The sequence below is a fragment of the Brevundimonas goettingensis genome, assembly GCF_017487405.1.
GTDB classification, from domain to species: Bacteria; Pseudomonadota; Alphaproteobacteria; order Caulobacterales; family Caulobacteraceae; genus Brevundimonas; species Brevundimonas goettingensis.
Genome location: NZ_CP062222.1, coordinates 2204469 through 2223339, shown reverse-complemented (window position 1 = coordinate 2223339; position 18871 = coordinate 2204469). Strand labels below are relative to the sequence as shown.

At 69.3% G+C, this 18871-nt stretch carries 15 protein-coding genes; 11 read left to right on the top strand and 4 right to left on the bottom strand.

Translation table 11 applies throughout. From position 1 onward, the window contains the following. Positions 1-110: 110 nt before the first annotated feature. From IFJ75_RS11090 to IFJ75_RS11080, 3 genes are all read right to left on the bottom strand, one after another. Positions 111-1448 carry a FecR domain-containing protein gene (locus IFJ75_RS11090; RefSeq protein ID WP_207868161.1) on the bottom strand — a complete coding sequence of 446 codons (1338 nt, stop codon included), beginning with the start codon at positions 1446-1448 and terminating at the stop codon, positions 111-113. Beyond that, positions 1448-2173 carry a response regulator transcription factor gene (locus tag IFJ75_RS11085; protein WP_207868159.1) on the bottom strand — a complete coding sequence of 242 codons (726 nt, stop codon included), beginning with the start codon at positions 2171-2173 and terminating at the stop codon, positions 1448-1450. Before IFJ75_RS11085 ends, IFJ75_RS11090 begins: the two co-directional genes overlap by 1 nt. A 228-nt stretch (positions 2174-2401) precedes the next feature. Next, complete coding sequence (locus IFJ75_RS11080) at positions 2402-4666, bottom strand: TonB-dependent receptor domain-containing protein (protein WP_207868157.1); 2265 nt, start codon at positions 4664-4666, stop codon at positions 2402-2404. A 372-nt stretch (positions 4667-5038) separates the two neighbouring features. Here IFJ75_RS11080 and IFJ75_RS20190 point away from each other — a divergent pair, with 372 nt between their 5' ends. From IFJ75_RS20190 to IFJ75_RS11040, 8 genes are all read left to right on the top strand, one after another. Beyond that, positions 5039-5122: a potassium-transporting ATPase subunit F gene (locus tag IFJ75_RS20190; protein ID WP_225897105.1), complete on the top strand. Its 84-nt coding sequence runs from the start codon at positions 5039-5041 to the stop codon at positions 5120-5122. A gap of 16 nt (positions 5123-5138) precedes the next feature. Continuing rightward, positions 5139-6842: a potassium-transporting ATPase subunit KdpA gene (kdpA, locus tag IFJ75_RS11070; protein WP_207932582.1), complete on the top strand. Its 1704-nt coding sequence runs from the start codon at positions 5139-5141 to the stop codon at positions 6840-6842. Between the two features lie 13 nt (positions 6843-6855). Further along, positions 6856-8931, top strand: a complete 2076-nt coding sequence (gene kdpB / locus IFJ75_RS11065) for a potassium-transporting ATPase subunit KdpB (protein ID WP_207868154.1) — start codon at positions 6856-6858, stop codon at positions 8929-8931. Between the two features lie 11 nt (positions 8932-8942). Next, complete coding sequence (locus tag IFJ75_RS11060) at positions 8943-9119, top strand: hypothetical protein (protein WP_207868148.1); 177 nt, start codon at positions 8943-8945, stop codon at positions 9117-9119. Further along, on the top strand, positions 9119-9817 hold the full coding sequence (locus IFJ75_RS11055) for a TorF family putative porin (RefSeq protein WP_207868146.1): 699 nt from the start codon (positions 9119-9121) through the stop codon (positions 9815-9817). The genes IFJ75_RS11060 and IFJ75_RS11055 overlap by 1 nt, the downstream gene beginning before the upstream one ends. Positions 9818-9828: 11 nt before the next feature. After that, on the top strand, positions 9829-10404 hold the full coding sequence (gene kdpC, locus IFJ75_RS11050) for a potassium-transporting ATPase subunit KdpC (protein WP_207868144.1): 576 nt from the start codon (positions 9829-9831) through the stop codon (positions 10402-10404). A gap of 76 nt (positions 10405-10480) precedes the next feature. Then, on the top strand, positions 10481-13087 hold the full coding sequence (locus IFJ75_RS11045; RefSeq protein ID WP_207868143.1) for a sensor histidine kinase: 2607 nt from the start codon (positions 10481-10483) through the stop codon (positions 13085-13087). Between the two features lie 10 nt (positions 13088-13097). Then, on the top strand, positions 13098-13787 hold the full coding sequence (locus IFJ75_RS11040; protein WP_207868141.1) for a response regulator: 690 nt from the start codon (positions 13098-13100) through the stop codon (positions 13785-13787). On the opposite strand, the gene lldD is transcribed toward IFJ75_RS11040, so the two are convergent. After that, positions 13769-14938: an FMN-dependent L-lactate dehydrogenase LldD gene (gene lldD / locus IFJ75_RS11035; RefSeq protein ID WP_207868139.1), complete on the bottom strand. Its 1170-nt coding sequence runs from the start codon at positions 14936-14938 to the stop codon at positions 13769-13771. The two genes, IFJ75_RS11040 and lldD, sit on opposite strands and share 19 nt — an antisense overlap. Before the next feature lie 209 nt (positions 14939-15147). Here lldD and IFJ75_RS11030 point away from each other — a divergent pair, with 209 nt between their 5' ends. The 3 genes from IFJ75_RS11030 (at position 15148) to IFJ75_RS11020 (ending at position 18867) form a co-directional block, all read left to right on the top strand. After that, positions 15148-16533 carry a pectinesterase family protein gene (locus IFJ75_RS11030; protein WP_207868136.1) on the top strand — a complete coding sequence of 462 codons (1386 nt, stop codon included), beginning with the start codon at positions 15148-15150 and terminating at the stop codon, positions 16531-16533. A gap of 113 nt (positions 16534-16646) precedes the next feature. Further along, positions 16647-17984, top strand: coding sequence for an MFS transporter (locus IFJ75_RS11025; protein WP_207868134.1), 1338 nt, complete (start codon positions 16647-16649; stop codon positions 17982-17984). Further along, positions 17977-18867, top strand: coding sequence for an SGNH/GDSL hydrolase family protein (locus IFJ75_RS11020; protein ID WP_207868132.1), 891 nt, complete (start codon positions 17977-17979; stop codon positions 18865-18867). Before IFJ75_RS11025 ends, IFJ75_RS11020 begins: the two co-directional genes overlap by 8 nt. Positions 18868-18871: the final 4 nt, after the last annotated feature.

The window sequence follows — 18871 nt, the reverse complement described above, 5'->3', positions numbered from 1 at the left end:
CGACCAGCCATTCGATCAGGGTTCGGCGGTCGGCGAGACGGCGCCGGATCGCGCCGCCCCGGCCGGTCTCGGCCTTCAGCCAGGTCAGGAGGCGGCGGGTCAGGGCAGGCTCAGGGGACGGTCAGGGAGGCGGGTGGCGACCAGGCCTCGACCGGCTTGCCGTCGACGCGCCCGACGGACATCACCCGCCAGCGGTACTCGCCCGACGGCAGCGGCGGCAGGATGATCCCGGGCCGGGGCACGTCCGTGCGATCCGCCACCAGGGTTCCGTCCGCCCGGGCCAGCTGGAAGCGATAGCTTTCGGCGCCCTTCGGCGGTGTGCTCCAGTGGAAGGCGCGGCCGCCGCCGGCCTGGGGTTCGACGCTCAGGCCGCTGACCACATTCAGGGCGCGGACGAAGCGGTAGTCGGCGGGCATGCCCTCGAGGTCCAGCGGCGAGACGGCCGTCAGCCGGACGAAATAGGGGCCGTCGGGCAGGGGGTAGATGTCGATCGTCGTCTCGCCCGGCCGCGACTCGCCGCTGCTGACGATATTGACGAAGTCGGCGTCGGTGGCGACGACGGCCCGGTACCGGGCGGCGCCGACCACGGGCGTTACGGCGAAGGACAGCATGCCGCCGGCCTGGATGGCGTTGTCGGGAACCCAGGCGGGTTCGGGCAGCAGATCGACCAGATCGGCCTTGCCATCGGCGATGGCCACGCCCTGACGCGGGGCGGCGATCAGCGGCTCCAGCCCCTCGGGCGTGACATGGACCGATCCGCCCAGGACCTCGGTCTGGGCCCGGTCGGCGGCGCCGTCGTAGCCGATGCGGAACTCTGTGCCGCGCACGGCCGAGGCCGACAGGGGCGTGCCGACGCGAAAGCCGCCGGGCGACCGAACTGGCGAGACGCGAAACTCGGACCGGCCGCCCAGGACCGTGATTTCCTGGTCCACTGCGCCGTTCAGGACATAGGCGCGCAGGCGGGTCAGGCGCACCCGGCTCATGGACGGAACGGAGACGGTCCCGCCGTCCGGCAGGGTGAAGCGCGCATTGGCGTTGGCCCCGGTCTCGATCTCGGCGCCTTCGCCCACCGTGGCGCCGACGCGGGTCGTGACGGCGCCGCCCTGGCGCAGGCTGACGTCGCCGCGGAAGCTGACGAGGCGCGCCTGGACCGGACGGGTCTTGAGCAGGGCGACCGGCAGCCTCAGGGTCGTGCCGACGGGCAGACGCAGCGGATCGGCGACGCCGTTCAGCGTCTGCAGCGCGCGCCAGTCGGATTCCCGTTCCAGATGAGCCCCGGCGATGCTGCGCAGGGTGTCGTTCTGACGGACCACATAGGTGAAGGTGTCGCCGGACGACCGCACCTGGGGAGCGGGGGCCGGGTTGGGTTCAGCCCACGAGGATCCCGGCAGGCCGGCGAGCGCCAGCCAGGCGGCGGCTCCCAAAGCGGCAAGCCGGGCGATCCTCATCAGGTCTCTCCGTCTGCAGTCCCCACGGTCGAGGCCGCCGCTTCGATCCGCTCCAGACGATATCCATAGCTGTAGACCGGGGCCAGACGGAAGCCCGCATCCGGCCGCAGGTTCAGCTTGGAGCGCACCCGCGAGATATGCATGTCCAGGGTGCGGCTGTTCAGGTCGGGGTCGCTGCCCCAGACCGAGTCGAGCAGATAGGACCGCGACAGGGCCCGGTTCAGGTTGCGGAACAGGGTCAGGGCGACGGCGAACTCCTTGGCGGTCAGGCTGACCGGCGCGCCGTTCGCGGTCGCGGTCGCGGTCGCCGGATCCAGCACGACGTGGCCGTGGGTCTCCAGGGCCTGGGCCTCGGGGGCGCCATAGGCGCGGCGCAGCAGGGCGTGGATGCGCGCCTTCAGGACAGGTCTGGACACCGGCTTGGTCAGGAAGTCGTCGGCGCCGGCGCCCAGGCCCTCGACCACGTCAGAATCGTCGGAGCGGCTGGTGACGAGCAGAATCGGCGGCGGCGGCGTGAGGTTGCTGTGCGCCCACCTGATGACTTCCAGCCCCGAGCGATCCGGCAGCTGCCAGTCCAGAACGAGCAGGTCGAAGGTCTCGCGGCGCAGGGCGGACAGCAGGCCGTTGGCCCGCGAAAAGCCCGAGCCCTGGAGGCCCGCCTCTGAAAGGGTGTCGAGGATCAGTTCAAGCTGAACGGGATCGTCATCGAGAGCGGCGACTTTCATCGGGTCCTTGGCGCGTGGGGAGCGGCCCCGGGGAGGGAGCGCAAGATTCTGACCCCATCATGCCCATGTCGGCGCGCGAAGACTGTAAAATCTCGTATCAGGTGAGAGGGCGCGCCGGCGCCCAACCGCCGCCGCGCCATTCCAGGCATAGGCCCGGCGTCTCACGCTCGACCCGGAGCACCAAATTGTTCGGCTCCCGGCGCTCTCGTCCCAAGGCGCCCGCTTCGATCAGCCGCCCGTCGGGGCGCCGCCGAAGTCGAACTGTTCCTGCTGCTGACGGCGCGGGCCGCCGCCGAAGGTCCAGGTGAGGCCGACATAGGCGGATCGGCCGGCGAACTGCCGCTCGGTCCGCTCGCGGAAGGTCGGGGTGTCATAGGTGGTCACGTCGCCGAACTGGTTGAAGACGTCGCGCACCGTCGCCTGGAAGGCCAGGGTGTCGTTGAGCTTGTGACGGTAGCCTAGGTTAACCATCCCGCCGGCGTCGCGCGTGCCCTGGGCCAGCAGCGCCTCGCCGTTCCACTGGGCGGCGATCTGGAGGAAGTCCTTGGGCGTCGGCTGCCAGTTCAGGTTTACCCGGCCCGAGACCTGGGTTCCCGACCGGTCGGTCGCGCCGGGGATGCCCGCGGCGTCGATCTTCTGGCGGAAGACGTTGACGCTGGCGTTGTAGCGCAGGCTGGGGATCAGGGCGCCGTTGGCCACGACTTCCAGGCCGATGTCGCGCCGGGCGCCGAGGTTCTCGGGGCGGGTCAGGAAGACGCCGCCGCCGACGTCGGTGGCGACCTCGGTGAAGGCCTTGCGGGTGTCCCGGAAATAGGCGGTCGCCTGATAGAAGGTCTGACCCGAGCGCTTCTGCCACATGGCCTCGAAAGCGTCGGTCTCCTGCGGCTCCAGATCCGGATTGCCCGACCTCAGGTTCAGCGGGTCCGTGTAGGAGACATAGGGATTCAGCTGGAAGGGCTGGGGCCGCTGGATGCGCCGCGAATAGCTGGCGCGCACCGTCTGGGCGTCGTCGAGCTTGTACGACAGATGCAGGGTCGGATAGGCGCGGAAGTAGTCCTGCGAGGCCGTCACCCCGTTGCTCACGGCGTTGACGTCGATGTCCGCCTGCTCAAGCCGCAGGCCGAACTGGGCCGACAGCTTGTCGCCAAAGGGCCGTTCATAGGTGGCGTAGAGGGCCTGGACCGTCTGTTCGGCCTTGAAGCGGCTGGACAGGGCCGGCACCACGGCGAGGCCGGCCTCGGTCGCGCCGCGGCTGACGGTGTTGTCCTGACGCGGCTGGCGGACTTCCAGCTCATAGCCGAGGCGCAGCCGGGCCTCGCCCATCGGGCGGACATAGGCGCTGGTGAAGGCCGTGATGACGAAGCCGCCGTCATTCAGCACGCGCTCCCAAGACGGCGCGCCCGCCGGGATGGAGGGGTAGGAGACGGTCGAGAGGTCCAGGGTGTTGTCGCCCTGATCGATCCGCAGCTCATTGGTCCATTCGTGGCCCTGATCGTCGAACCGGTGCAGCAGGCGGGCGGTCAGGCCCTGGTTGTTGAAGGTCTGGTCGACGTCTGTTTCGCGACGGTAGGCCGAGGTAACCGCGCCGGCCGCGTTCCCGCTCTCGAAGCGGTCGTTGCTGACGCCGGTGTTGTGGAAGTCGGCGCCGCGGACTTCGAGGCTCAGCTGGTCCTTGTCGGTGAGCTTGTATTCCAGGCCCAGGCGGCCGTTGAAGCCGTCGACGTCGGCGTTCACGACCTGGTTCTGGCGCACGGGCAGGAACTGGCCCGAGACGGTGTCCAGACGCTCGCGGTCGCGATCCACGCGCTGCTCGATGGTGTCGTGGCGATAGCCGAGGTCGCCCGACAGGGTCAGCCGGCCCCGCGTCTGCGACCCCGAGAGGCCCAGGTTCCAGCGACCGTCGTCGCCGACGTTGGCGCGGACCGAGCCGGTGGTGGTCATGCCCGGCTTGGGCTGGTTGGGCTTGGAAATGAGATTGATCACCCCGCCCGAGCCTTCGGGGCTGTAGGCGGCGGAGGGGTTGGTCATGACCTCGATGCGGGAGAATTGCGCGGCCTGCATCTGCTGGATCGCCTGGGCGCGGCCTTCGCCGGTCAGCACGCCCGCCGGGCGGCCGTCGATCAGGATGGTGACGTTGCTGTCGCCGCGCAGGGAGACATTGCCCTGGGGGTCGACGTCAACCGAAGGCACGTTGCGCAGGGCGTCGGCCAGGGTGCCGGTCGAGGCCTGCAGATCGTTGGCCAGGCTGTAGCTGGTCGAGTCGATCGAGCTGCGGATGGCGTCGGCGCGGCTGGTCACGGTGACGTCGGCGACCGTCGAGGCCGGCTCCTCCTCCGGAGCAGGCGTCTGGGGAGGCGTTTGGGCCGGCCTTTGAGTCGGGGTGGAGGCTGGCGCCGTTTGCGCCATGGCCGGGAGGGCCGGCATCGAGGCGGCCACATAGGCCGTCAGGGCGGTGGCGGCGAGAAGGGCGAACCGGGTGGGGGAGGCGGTCATGCGCGTTCGAGTCCTTCGGGACCCGCGACGGTCCCGGTTGAGAGAGACGCCGTTTGGAAGGTCACGCGTTGGATCGCGAATAGCCCGGCGGCCGGCGCGAGTATCAGCCGCCGCTGCGCTCCGACCAGTTACAACGGGGAAAGGTAGATTGCTTATCGTTCATGTGCCGTCGGCGGGTCCGGCCCGGCGATCTTTACGCCGCCCTTATGCCGGGTCCTGAAATCCGAATGGCGACCTTACGGCCATAGGGCCTCTACCTCCGCTCGAACCGAGTTGGAGGCGCCGAATGGCCGATCTGTTGTTTCTCGCGTTGGGCGGCGGGGCGTTTGTCGCCTTCGCCGCTCTCGCCCATGCCCTGAAGAGGATCGGCTGATGATCGCCATTCTCTGGGGCGCCGGCGCCGTCGTGGTCGCCGTCTATATGGTCGCGGCCCTGCTGCGGCCCGAGCGGTTCTGAAGGAGCCGCCGTCATGATGACTGTTCAAGGCTGGGGCGAGATCGCCCTGACCCTTTCGCTTTCCGTCGCCTTCGCCTGGCCGATCGGGATCTATCTGTCGCGCATCTGGAATGGCGAGCGCACCTGGCTGGACCCGCTGCTGAAGCCGGTCGAGGGCCTGTTCTACAAGGCGGCGGGCGTGGACCCGCAGCGCAGCCAGGGCTGGTTCGGCTACGCCTCCGCCCTGATCGCCTTCAATGCGGTCGGCTTCTTCCTGCTCTATGCGATCCTGAGGTTGCAGAACGTCCTGCCGCTGAACCCTCAAGGGTTCGACGGGATGTCGCCGCATCTGGCCTTCAACGCCGCCGTCAGCTTCGTCACCAACACCAACTGGCAGTCCTATTCGGGTGAGGCCGCAGCCTCGACCCTCAGCCAGATGGCCGGCTTTACGACCCAGAACTTCCTCTCCGCCGCCACCGGCGCGACCATCGCGGCCGCTCTGGCCCGCGCCTTCATCGCCAATCGCGGGGAGGGAGTTGGAAACTTCTGGGCCGACCTGACGCGGACCACCCTCTATCTGCTGCTGCCGCTGTCGATCGTTCTGGCCATGGTGCTGGTCGGTCTGGGCGTGGTGCAGAGCCTGGCGGCTTCGGCCTCCGCGACCGGCCTCGAGGGCGGGGCTCAGACGCTTGCCCTGTTCCCGGCCGCCAGCCAGGAGGCGATCAAACAGCTGGGCATCAACGGGGGCGGCATCTTCAACGCCAACTCCGCCCATCCGTTCGAGAACCCGTCGCCCCTGACCAATCTGATCGAGTCCGTCTCGATCAACGTCCTCGGCTGGGCCGCCTTCTTCGCCTTCGGCCGCAGCGTCCTGGCGAAGAAGGACATCCGCGCCCTGGTGGCCGCCGCCTTCGTGCTGCTGGCCACCTGCACGGCCGGGATGTACGCCCTGGAGACCCAGCCGGCCCCGGCCCTGGTCGCCGCGGGGATCGAGCAGCCGCTCAATATGGAGGGCAAGGAGGTCCGTCTCGGCGTGCCGTCCTCGGTCGCCTGGGCCGGCCCCACGACCGGCGCCTCGAACGGCTCGGTCAACGCCATGCACGGCAGCTTCATGCCGCTGTCGGGCGCCCTGCAGATGTTCCTGATGCAACTGGGCGAGATCCTGCCCGGCGGGATCGGATCGGGCATCGCGATCATGGTCGTCATGGCCATGCTGGCGGTCTTCGTCGCCGGTCTGATGGTCGGCCGCACGCCCGAGTACCTCGGCAAGAAGATCGAGGCGCGCGAGATCCAGTTCGCCATGATCGCGGTGCTGGTCCTGCCGCTGGCCATCCTCGGCTTCACCGCCGTCGCCGCCGTCTTTCCGACCGCGATGGAAGGCTTGCTGAACCATGGGCCGCACGGCCTGTCGGAGATGCTCTACGCCTATACCTCGGCGGCGGCGAACAACGGTTCGGCCTTCGCGGGCCTGACCGCCAACGCCCCCTGGTGGAACACGACTCTGGGAATCGGGATGCTGGCGGGCCGGTTCGTTCCGGCCATCGCGGTCCTGGCCATCGCCGGCGCCCTGGTGGTCAAGCCCAAGCTCGCGCCCAGCGCCGGAACCCTGCCGACCGACGGCCTGCAGTTCGTCGGCCTGCTGATCGGCGTCATCCTCATCCTGGGCGGGCTGCAGTTCTTCCCGGCCCTCGCCCTCGGACCCATCGTCGAGCATTTCCAGATGCTTGGCGGGCTCCACTGATTGGACACCTGAAATGACTTTCGTCACTTCCCAAGAGATTGGGCCCGAAACCGTCGGCGAGCCGAAGCCCGCCCTTGGCGGCGGTCTGTCCGCCGCTATGCTGAGCCGCGCGCTCAAGGACGCCGTGGTCAAGCTGAATCCCCGGCATCTGCTCCGGAACCCGGTCATCTTCGTCACCTGGATCGTCGCCCTGCTGGCGACGGTCTCGGCGGCGGGGGCGGTCGCGACCGGCCACGCGGCCGGCTTCGCGGTCCAGCTGGCCCTGTGGCTCTGGGCCACCGTCCTGTTCGCCAATGTCGCCGAAAGCGTCGCCGAGGGCCGGGGCAAGGCCGCCGCCGACTCCTTGCGCGCCACCCGCGTCACCACCCCCGCGAAGCTGATCGACCCCGCCACCGGCAAGGTGATCGAGACTCCAGCCGGCGACCTGACTATCGGGTCGATCGTCCTGGTCGAGGCTGGCGACGTGATCCCGTCCGACGGCGAGATCATCGAGGGTGTCGCCTCGGTCAACGAGGCCGCCATCACCGGCGAGAGCGCCCCGGTCATCCGCGAAAGCGGTGGCGACCGTTCGGCCGTAACCGGCGGCACCACGGTCGTCTCCGACTGGCTGAAGGTACGCATCACCTCGGCGCCGGGGTCGACCTTCCTCGACCGGATGATCGCCATGGTCGAAGGCGCGGACCGCAGGAAGACGCCGAACGAACTGGCCCTGTCGGTCCTGCTGGCCGGCCTGACCCTGGTCTTCCTGATCGCGGTGGTGACGCTACTGGGCCTCGGCGCCTATTCCGGCGTCAGGCTGGATCCGATCGTGCTGGGCGCCCTGTTCATCACCCTGATCCCGACCACGATCGGGGGGCTGCTGTCCGCCGTCGGCATCGCCGGCATGGACCGGTTGCTGAAGGTGAACGTGCTCGCCACCTCGGGCCGTGCGGTGGAGGCGGCAGGCGACGTCGACACCCTGCTGCTCGACAAGACCGGCACCATCACCTTCGGCAACCGCATGGCGACCGAGGTCATCCCGGTCCCGGGCGTCCGGCCCGAGGCCGCCCTGCGCGCCGCCGTCACCGCCTCCCTGGCCGACGAAACGCCGGAAGGCCGCTCCATTGTCGAACTGGGCCGCAACGCCGGCATCGTCGTCGAAACGCCGGCCGGCGCCAGGGTCATCCCCTTCACCGCCGTGACCCGCCAGTCGGGCCTCGAGAGCGGTGGATCGTCCTGGCGCAAGGGCGCGGTCGATGCAGTGCTCAAGTCGCTGGACCTGACCGAGGCCGCGGCCCCGGCCGAGTTCCGGGCCGCCGTGGACCGCATCGCCCGCTCGGGCGGCACGCCTCTGGCGGTGACCGAGAACGGCGCCCTGGTCGGGGTCATCCACCTGAAGGATGTGGTCAAGCCGGGGGTCAAGGCCCGCTTCGCCGAGCTGCGCGCCATGGGTCTGCGCACCGTTATGATCACCGGCGACAACCCGGTGACGGCGGCGGCCATTGCTTCGGAAGCGGGAGTCGACGACTACCTCGCCGAGGCCACGCCCGAGGACAAGATGCGGCTGATCAAGGCCGAACAGGCCAAGGGTCGGCTGGTCGCCATGTGCGGCGACGGCGCCAACGACGCACCTGCCCTGGCCCAGGCCGACGTCGGCGTCGCCATGCAGACCGGCGCCCAGGCCGCGCGCGAGGCCGGCAATATGGTCGACCTCGACAGCGACCCGACCAAGGTCATCGAGATCGTCGAGGTCGGCAAACAGCTGCTGATCACCCGCGGCGCCCTGACGACCTTCTCGATCGCCAACGACGTGGCCAAGTATTTCGCCATCATCCCGGCGATGTTCGTGGTCGGCCTGCCGGCGCTGGGCGCGCTGAACATCATGCGGCTGGGGTCGCCGGAGAGCGCCATCCTGTCGGCGGTGATCTTCAACGCCCTGGTCATCGTCGCCCTGATCCCGCTGGCCCTGCGCGGGGTGAAGTACCGGGCGGTCGGCGCCGGCAAGCTGCTGGGCCGCAACCTGCTGCTCTACGGCCTCGGCGGACTGATCGCGCCCTTTGCGGGGATCAAGCTGATCGACCTGGTCATCACCGGCCTGGGTCTGGCGTGAGAGCCAACCCCATGCCCCAACGCAAACAAGGCAACACATTCAAGGCCGCCGGCAAGAACGATGTCTGGTTCGCCCTCTTCGTCATCGCCGCCGTCGTGGTCGTCAGCCTGCTGGCCCACGCCGACCGCACCCACGCTCCCGAACGTCCCGGCCCTGTCCCGGCGTCCGCACTGAAAGATCAAGCCTGATGAATACCTCGCTCCGTCTTCTCCTCACCGTCGCCGCCCCGTTCGCGCTGGCGACCGCCGCCCAGGCCCAGGACGCCACGGCTCCGCAATGGAGCTTCAACGTCGCCGGAACCTCCGACTACGTCTTCCGGGGCGTCAGCCAGACCCAGGAAGATCCGGCCCTTTCGGGCGGCGTCGACCTGACTGCCGGCTCCTTCTACGCCGGGAGCTGGGCCTCGAATGTCGACTTCGGCGATGGGGACACCAATGCCGAGATCGACCTGTACGGCGGCATCCGCCCGGAGGTCGCCGGCTGGAACCTCGATCTCGGGGTGGTCGGATATCTTTACACGAACCAGCCCGACGGAGCCGATTACGACTACGCCGAGTTCAAGGCCGCGGCCTCGCGCGCCTTCGGTCCCGCCACCCTCGGCGGCGCCGTCTACTGGTCGCCGGACTTCTTCGGCGCGTCCGAAGATGAGGCGACCTATGTCGAGGCCAATGCCGCGATCTCGCCCGCCGACAAATGGACGATCTCCGGCGCGGTGGGGCGTCAGTTCGTGTCCTCTGACTTCGACTACACGACGTGGAACCTCGGCGCCGCCTATCAGCTGACCCCGCACTTCGCGGTCGACGTCCGCTACCACGACACCGACCAGCACGACTTCGGCGACATCTACGGCGCCCGCGCCGTGGCCTCGCTGAAGGCGACCTTCTAAGGAGACCGAAGATGGTCAACCCAATCCGGCCCGCCATTGTGATGGTGGCGCTCTTCACCCTGGTTCTGGGTGTCGCCTATCCGCTGGCGATCACCGGTTTCGCCCAGGGCGTCTTCCCGGACAAGGCCAACGGCAGTCTCGTCCACGACGCCTCGGGCGCCGTGCAGGGTTCGGCCCTGATCGGCCAGCCCTTTGCCGAGGCCCGCTACCTGCATCCGCGTCCGTCGGCGGCGGGCGAGGGCTATGACGGCCTGTCATCCTCGGGCTCGAACTACGGCCCGCTCAACGCCGATCTGGCCGAGCGGGTGAAGACCGAAGCCGAGACGATCCGCGCCGACGACGGCGCGACCTCCGTGCCCGCCGACGCCGTCACGGCCTCCGGTTCTGGGCTCGACCCGGACATCTCACCGGCCTACGCTCGGCTTCAGGCGGCGCGCATCGCGACCGCCCGGGGCGTGCCCGCAGCCGAGGTCCAGCGCGTGATCGACCAGCATACGCAAGGCGCCTTGCTAGGCTTCATCGGCCAGCCGCGCGTCAACGTCCTGATGGCCAACCGCGCCCTCGACGCCCGTTTCCCGGCCTCCTGATTTGGCCGAGCCTGCGCCAGACCCTTCGCTGAAAGCCGCTCCCCGGAAACGGGGGCGGCTGAAGGTTTTTCTCGGCATGTCGCCGGGCGTGGGCAAGACCTATGAGATGCTGCGCGCGGCCCGACGCCGGAAGGCGGAGGGCCTCGACGTCGTCGTGGGCCTGGTCGAGACCCATGGCCGCAAGGAGACCGCCGCCCTGCTGCGCGGCCTCGAGGTGCTGGCGCGCAACCCCATCGAGTATCGCGGCCGGACCCTGCTGGAGTTCGACATCGACGGCGCCCTGACGCGGCGGCCCGACCTGCTGCTGGTCGACGAATACGCCCATTCCAACGCCCCGGGTTCGCGCCATCCCAAGCGCTGGCAGGACGTCGATGAAATCCTGAAGGCCGGGATCGACGTCTGGACGACGCTGAACGTCCAGCATCTGGAGAGCCTGTCCGACGTGGTCCTGCGGATCACCGGGGTGCGCCAGCGCGAGGCCGTGCCCGACGTCGCCCTGAGCCGCGCCGACGACATCGAGGTGGTGGACATCACCCCCGACGAACTGCGGGGTCGACTGGCCGACGGCAAGGTCTATGTGCCCGAGACGGCGCGGGTGGCGGCGGACAATTTCTTCAAGGTCGAGACCCTGACGGCGCTGCGGGAGCTGGCCCTGCGCCGGGCGGCCCAGACCGTCGATGACCAGCTTCTGGTCCATCTGCGCGAGCAGGGGACGGCCGGGCCCTGGGCGGTCAATGAGCGGATCCTGGTGCTGGTCGGCGGCGACGCCATGGCCCAGTCGCTGGTGCGGACCGGGCGGCGCATGTCCGACATGATGATGGATGCGCCCTGGACCGTGGCGACGGTGGACAGGGCCGCCCGCTCGGCCGAGGGCGACGCCCGGCTCAGCGCCGCCCTGAAGCTGGCCGAACAGCTCGGTGCCCGCACCGTCACCCTGAGCGGCGAGGACGTGGTGCGCGCCGTCATGGACCACGTCCAGCGCAACCATGTGACCCAGGTGGTCACCGGCAAGGGGCGCGACAGCCGGCTGCGCGACCTGTTCGGCCGGTCGCTGGCCGCCGAACTGCTGCGTTCGGCGAAGGGCGCGGCGATCCACATCGTCACCGAGGGCGTGGAGTCGAAGGGAAGCGACCCCGTCACGCCCGTGAAGGTCGGGCTGGCGAAGCGGTTGGGCGGCTGGCGCGGCTATCTGGATGGGGCCGTGTTCGTGGGCCTCGCCACGGCGGCGGCCGTGCCGCTGGATCGCGGCTTCGAGCGCGTCGATCTGGGCGTCATCTATATGGCGGCGGTGGTGGCGGCCGGGGCGCTGCGCGGATCGCGCCCGGCGTTGGTGGCGGCGACACTGGCCTTCCTGACCTACAACTTCCTGTTCCTCCACCCGCGCTACAGCCTGGCCATCGGCTCGCCCACGGATGTGCTGACCCTGCTGGTCTTCTGGGGCGTGGCCCTGCTGACAGGAGCGTTGGCGGGCCGGATGCGCGAGCAGGCGCTGGCGACGAAGCGGCGCGCCTCCGCTGTCTCGGCCCTGCTGGGCGCCAGCCAGGCCTTGGCCGCCGCCGACGACCGCATCCAGACCGCCCGCATCCTGGCCGAACAGACCGCAGAGTCCGCCGGCGCCCGGGCGGTGGTCCTGCTGCCCACAACGGGCCTTGGCGGCGATGACCTGACCATAGCCGCCGGCGCGCCCGACACCCCGACGCTCGGAGCCGCCCCCATGGCCGCCGCGCGCTGGGCCTGGGAGCATGGGGAGCCGGCGGGTTTCGGCACCGGCACCCTGCCGCAGTCGAGCTGGACCTTCCGACCCCTGCAGGGTGTGCGTGGGCGATCCGGCGTCGCGGGTATCGAGGCGGAAGCGCTCGCGCCCGGTTCGGACGAAGAGCGTCTGGCCCTGGCCCTGCTGGATCAGGGAGCGGTTGCCATCGAACGCGCCGAACTGGCCGGTCAGGCGCTGGAGACCGAGACCCTGCGCCGCGCCGACCGGTTCCGGGGGGCGCTGATGAACTCGGTCAGCCACGACCTGAGGACGCCGCTCTCGACCGTGCTGGGTTCGGCGACCACCCTGATCGACTTCGGCGAGACGCTGAAGCCGGCAGTCCGCGCCGACCTGCTGCTGTCGATCCGCGAGGAGGCCGAGCGGCTGAACCGCTATGTCGGCGACCTGCTGGACATGACGCGGCTGGAAGGCGGCGGGCTGAACATCAAGGCCGACTGGACCGATGTCCGCGACGTCCTGAACGCGGCGGCCGAACGGGTCTCGCGTCGTCTGCAGGCCCGCGACCTGACCCGCGATTTCCCATCTGAGCTCAGTCTGGTGATGGTCGATCAGGGACTGCTGGAGCAGGCGGTGGTCAACATCCTCGAGAACGCCATCGCCTACAGTCCCGATGGCTCGACCATCGAACTGGCGGCCTATGAGGATCGCGGATCGGTGGTCATCTCCATCGAGGACCAGGGCAAGGGAATCCCGACCGAAGAGCTGGAGCGGGTCTTCGACAAGTTCCGCCGGATGGAACAGCCCAGTGATCGATCGAACGGCGCCGGCCTGGGTCTGGCCATCTCCAAGGGTTTCGTGGAGGCCAATGGCGGGCGGATCGCGGCGGCCAGTCCCATCGCCGACGGCAAGGGGACGCGGGTCCTGATCAGCCTGCCCAAGGCCATCGCGACCCATCCGAACCTGCTGTAAGGCTGAAGCCATGTCGGCCGTCCGTCCCCGCATCCTCGTCATCGACGACGAACCCCAGATCCACCGCTTCCTGACCCCGGCGCTCGACGCCGCGGGCTATGACGCCCGGCGCGCCGACAGCGGGCAGGAGGGGCTGCGCGCCATCGCCCTGTGGAGCCCCGACGCCGTCCTGCTGGATCTCGGCCTGCCCGATATGGACGGCAAGGATGTGCTGAAGCGGGCGCGGGAGTTCTACGCTGGCCCGATCCTGATCCTGTCCGCGCGTGACAAGGAGGCCGAGAAGATCGAGGCGCTGGATCTCGGGGCCAACGACTATGTCGAAAAGCCCTTCGGCGTTGGCGAGCTTCTGGCGCGGGTGCGGGCGGGGCTGCGCCAGACCGGGGACGCCGGACGGCCCCGGGGGCCGGTGGCTGCGGGCGATGTCGTCATCGATCTCGAGATGCGGCTGGTCACCCGGTCCGGCCAGCCGGTCCGCCTTACGCCCAAGGAGTATGACGTGCTGGCGCAACTGGCGCTGCATGCCGGCAAGCTGGTGACCCACATGGACCTGCTGAGCGCGGTCTGGGGCAAGGCGCACGTCTCCGACACCCAGTATCTGCGGGTCGTCATGGGCCAGCTGCGGCACAAGCTGGAAGCCGATCCGGCGGCGCCGGCCCTTCTGCTGACCGAGCCCGGCGTCGGCTATCGGCTGGCGGGATAGGCCGCCTCTTGCCCCTTGGTGCGGACCAGAACGTCCGGGCCGATGTCGGCGATGGTCCGGGCGCCGGTCAGGGTCATGGCCACCCGCATCTCCTTCTCGAACAGGTCCAGAAGGTTGGCGACTCCGGCCTGTCCGCCCGCCGCCAGGGCATAGACGAAGGCCCGGCCCAGCATGACGGCATCTGCGCCGAGGGCCAAAGCTCGCACCACGTCCAGCCCGTTGCGAATGCCGGAATCGATCAGGATCGTCAGATCGCCCTTAACTGCTTCGGCGATCCCGGGCAGGGCCCGGGCTGTGGACAGAACCCCGTCCAACTGCCGCCCGCCGTGGTTTGACACCACGATCCCGTCCGCGCCGAAGGCTACTGCGTCGCGCGCGTCGTCGGGATCGAGGATGCCCTTGATGATGATCGGCCCGTCCCAGACATCGCGGATCCACTGCAGATCCTTCCAGGCGATGGACGGATCGAAATTCTGGCCGATCCAGCCCATGAAATCGGCCAGCCCCGTCGGCTTGCCCATATAGGCGGAGATGTTTCCAAGGGTGTGCGGGGCTCCGTTGAGGCCGACGTCCCAGGCCCAGGCTGGATGGGTCACGGCCTGCAGCATCCGCCGGAGTCCGGTGTTGGGGCCGCTCATGCCAGAATGGGCGTCGCGGTAGCGGGCGCCGGGAACCGGCAGGTCGACGGTAAACACCAGGGTCTTCACCCCGGCCGCCTTCGCGCGGTCCAGCACATGGCGCATGAAGCCGCGGTCGCGCAGCACATAGAGCTGAAACCAGATCGGCCGGTCGATGACGGGCGCCACCTCCTCGATGGAGCAGATCGACATGGTCGACATGGTGAAGGGTACGCCGCGCGAGGCCGCCGCCCGGGCCGCCTGGACGTCGCCGCGCCGGGCGTACATTCCGGTCAGGCCGACGGGGGCGAGGACGATCGGCAGCTTCAGCGTCTCGTCGAACAGCTTCGTCTCGAGGCTCAGGTCCGACATGTCCCGGAGCACGCGCTGGCGCAGGAGAACGTCGTGCCAGTCGGTGACGTTGTGGCCGAGCGTCGTCTCCGCATAGGCCCCGCCGTCGATGTACTGGAACAGGAAGGGCGGCAGCTTGCGGCGCGCGGCCTCGCGATAGTCGCCGGGCGACGAGATGATCATTTCAAACACTCCGCCGCCGACCCATACACGCCATGGCCGATAATACCGTCAGGGTTGCGACCCCGTCTCGTGCAATGAGGAAGACTTGCTGTGCCGGAGGCTCAGCGAGCGGGGTTCTCGATTTCGCAAAATGTTAGCGATATCACGGCTGACCGACGCCGCAGGCGACGGAGCGCAAGATGCCAGCTATCCATGACCGGAGACCGACCGTGAGCCTTTCCGCCTTCGCCCTCAGCCGCCGTTCAGCCCTGGCCGGCCTCATGGCGAGCGCCGCCGCTCCCGCTTTCGCCCAGGCCGCTCGCGCCAGTGTCCCGACCTGGGAGGCCGACCCGGACATCATCGTGGCGGCGGACGGCACGGGGCAGTTCACCTCCATCCATGCCGCGGTCCAGTCGATCCCCAGGGACAACCGCGAGCGCAAGATTATCCTGATCCGCAACGGGGTCTATGACGAGGTCGTGCGCGTCGACGCCGCCTATGTGACCTTGCGTGGGACCAGCCGGATGGGCACGCGGCTGCAGTCGAACCGGCCCGCCGACCTGCCGCGCGACGCCCTGGGGCAGGGGGTCCTCAACATCAGCGCCACGGCCCACGACTTCGTCCTGGAAAACATGACGGTCCACAACACCGTCACGGCGATCGGGCCGCACGCCTTCACCATCTTCGGCCGCGCCGACCGGATCATCATCCAGAACGCCGACATCCTGAGCCTGGGCGCCGACACCCTGAGCCTGTGGCGCGGGATCAAGGGCAATGACGAGGCGGGCCTGTCCGAGGGACCGGGCGCGACGCCCCTGACCGCCGACGGCGGGCGGTATTATCACACCGGGCTGAGGGTGATGGGCTCGGTCGACTTCATCTGCCCGCGCGGCTGGTGCTTCCTGTCGAACTCCGAGATCACCCAGGTCAATCCCAACACCACCGCCGCCTTCTGGCACGAGGGGATGCGGGTCGAGGACAAGAAGTTCGTCATCAAGGGTTGCGCCGTCGACGGCCCGCCGCAGTTCTATCTGGCCCGCCATCACCGCGACGCCCAGTTCTACTTCGTCGACTGTTCCTTCTCGGAGCGGATGCGGGATCAGCCGCCCTATCTGGTCGTCTATCCGCTGAACGGCGGGACCCCGACCGCCGACGACCTGGCCCGCAACCGGGCGGCGCAGGAGGAGGGGCGCTGGCCCGAGCGCCACTACTTCCACAACAGCCATCGCAACGGCGGCGACTATGGCTGGCTGGCCGACAATCTGGCGACGGCCAAGGGGGCGCCCACTCCTGCGGACATGACGGCGAAATGGACCTTCGCCGGGAGCTGGGATCCCGAGCGGACGGACGGGCCGGTGGTCGCCGGGGTCGAGGTCGAGGCGGACGGCGTCGTCGTCACCTTCGACCGGCTGGTGACCGTCAAGGGCGCGCCCGAGCTGGTCCATTCCGCCGGCGCCCCGGGCCGCTATCTCGACGGCAGCGGAACCAACCGGCTGAGGTTCGCGGCCCCCGCCGCCCGCCCTTCCCGTCCGGAGCGGCTGGACCTGACCCGTGGCGCGGTGATCGCGAGCGAGGGCGTGGCGATCCTGACGCCGGCGTCCGGCGCCCTCGCCTGACGTCAACCGAGACTTCCATTCGGCACACTGGCTGACGTTTCGGGCCGGGCAGGGCGCGCCTAGCCTCCATTGCGAAGGACCGGGCAAATCCGGCGTGGCGAGGAAGCCGGGACATGCACACCACCATCGATCTGCCCGCCTCGGGTGCAGAGCCCGTCGTCGACGCCGGGCCGATCCGGAGAACCGCCTGGGGCGCGGTCATACTGGTCTCGACCATCATCCTGATGGCCGGGATGGTGCGGCTGGCCTTCTCGCCGTTGCAGGAGGCCGCCAAGGCCGAGCTGGGCCTGAACGACTACCAGATCAGCCTGATCCAGGGCATCGCCGCCGCCCTGCCCATGGCCCTGATCGCAATCCCGCTCGGCTGGCTGACCGACCACACCAATCGCGCCCGGATCATGCTGGTGCTCGGTCTGTGCTGGACCGTCGGCATGGTCGGCTCGGCCTTCGCCAACGACTTCGCCACCCTGTTCGTCACCCGGATGCTGGCGGGTCTGGGCACGATGAGCCTGGTGCCGGTGGCCATCTCGGTGCTGGCCGACATGTCCGCGACCCAGCAGCGGGGCCGGGCCATGCTCTTCCTCGGCATGGGCAATACGCTCGGTCCGGCCCTGGCCTTCGTCATCGGCGGCGCCCTGTTCACGGCCTTTTCCGGCGATCTCAGCCTCCCGGGGATCGCCATGACGCCCTGGCGCGAGACCTCCCTCGTCTTCGGCATCGCCAGCGCCGTCATGCTGCTGCTCCAGTTCCTGATCCGCGAGCCGGCCCGCCACGAGGTCGAGAGCACCAGCAAAGCCCTCAAGCCTCTGATCCAGGCGCTGCTGCGCCGCTGGAAATTCCTTCTGCCCCTGTTCGTGGGCCAGATCAGCGTGATCATGGCCGATGCGGCGGCGGGCGTCTGGGCCGTGCCGGTGATGCAGCGCGACCTGCATATGAGCGTCGGCGAGGCCAGCGGCCTGCTGGGCGGCATCCTGTTGCTGGCCGGGGTTCTGGGTCCGGTCGTGGCCGGCTTCGTCGCCGACCGGGGCCACAAGAGCTCCATTCGCGGCGGCATCATGATCGGGGCGGTGATCGCCTCGGCCATCGGCGTCCCTGCCGCTCTGTTCCCGATCATGACCAGCGTCCCGGTTTTCGCGGGGGTGCTGTTCGTCCTGCTGATCGCAGGCTCCATGACCGGCCTGATCACCGCCACGGCCATCGCCGTCCTGGTCCCCAATGAGGAGCGCGGCGTCTGCCTCGGCGCCTTCATGATCCTCGGCGCCCTGATCGGCCTCGGCCTGTCGCCGATCCTGGTGACGCTCGGCAGCCGGGCCCTGGGCGGCGAGAGCCATCTTGGTCTGTCCCTCGCCATCGTCGGGGTGGCGACCGGCGTCATCTCCTTTGCAGGCTTCGTCATTTCGATGATGAATGCACCCGTCCGCGCCGTGCTCGCGAGCCCCGACCATGGCTGAGCGGGGACGCAAGTCGCGCTGGGCCGCGCGGGGCTGCCTCGGCGTCCTGATCCTCCTGCTGGTTCTGGTCGTTCTGGCGACCGTCTTCGTCTGGCTGCAGGCGCGACGCACGCCCGCCGGACCGCACGACTATGTCGCCCTCGGCAGTTCCTACGCCGCCGGGGCGGGGCTCGGCGCTCTGGTGAAGGGCAGTCCTCTGCTCTGCGCCCGCAGCGTCAACGGCTATCCGCAACAGCTCGCCCGCCTGCGCCGGATCGCCATCACCGACATGAGCTGCGGCGGGGCGGTGACGAAGAATGTGCTCACTGGCGGCCAGTTCTTCCAGGGACCTCAGATCCGCACCATCGGCCCAGACACCAAACTGGTCACGCTCACCGTCGGCGGCAATGACATCGGCTATGTCGGCGACCTGTCCCTGCTGGCCGCCCGCAAGGCCGACAGCGCCTTTGGCTGGACCGTGCGGCGGCTGTGGAAGGGGCCCAAGTCTCCGTCCGCTCGCGACTATGCCGGTCTTCAAGGCCAACTCGTCGCCACCCTGAAGGCGATCCATCAGCGCGCGCCGAACGCGACGGTGATCGTCGCCACCTATCCCACCATCCTGCCGCCTTCCGGGACCTGCGCCCGTATCGGCCTCACGGTCGCCGAGGCCGATATGATGCGTCAGGTCGGCGAGCGTCTGGCCGCGACCACGCGTGCGGCGGCCGAGCAGGGCGGGGCGATCCTTGTCGACATGAATGCTCTGGGCGCCGACCACCACGCCTGCTCGGCCTTGCCCTGGACCAGCGGCTGGCCCGGCAAGAACGGCGCGCCCTTCCATCCGACGCTTCAGGGCGCCGAGGCGACCGCCACCGCTGTGTCCGCCGCTCTCGACGGACGCCGCTAGACCG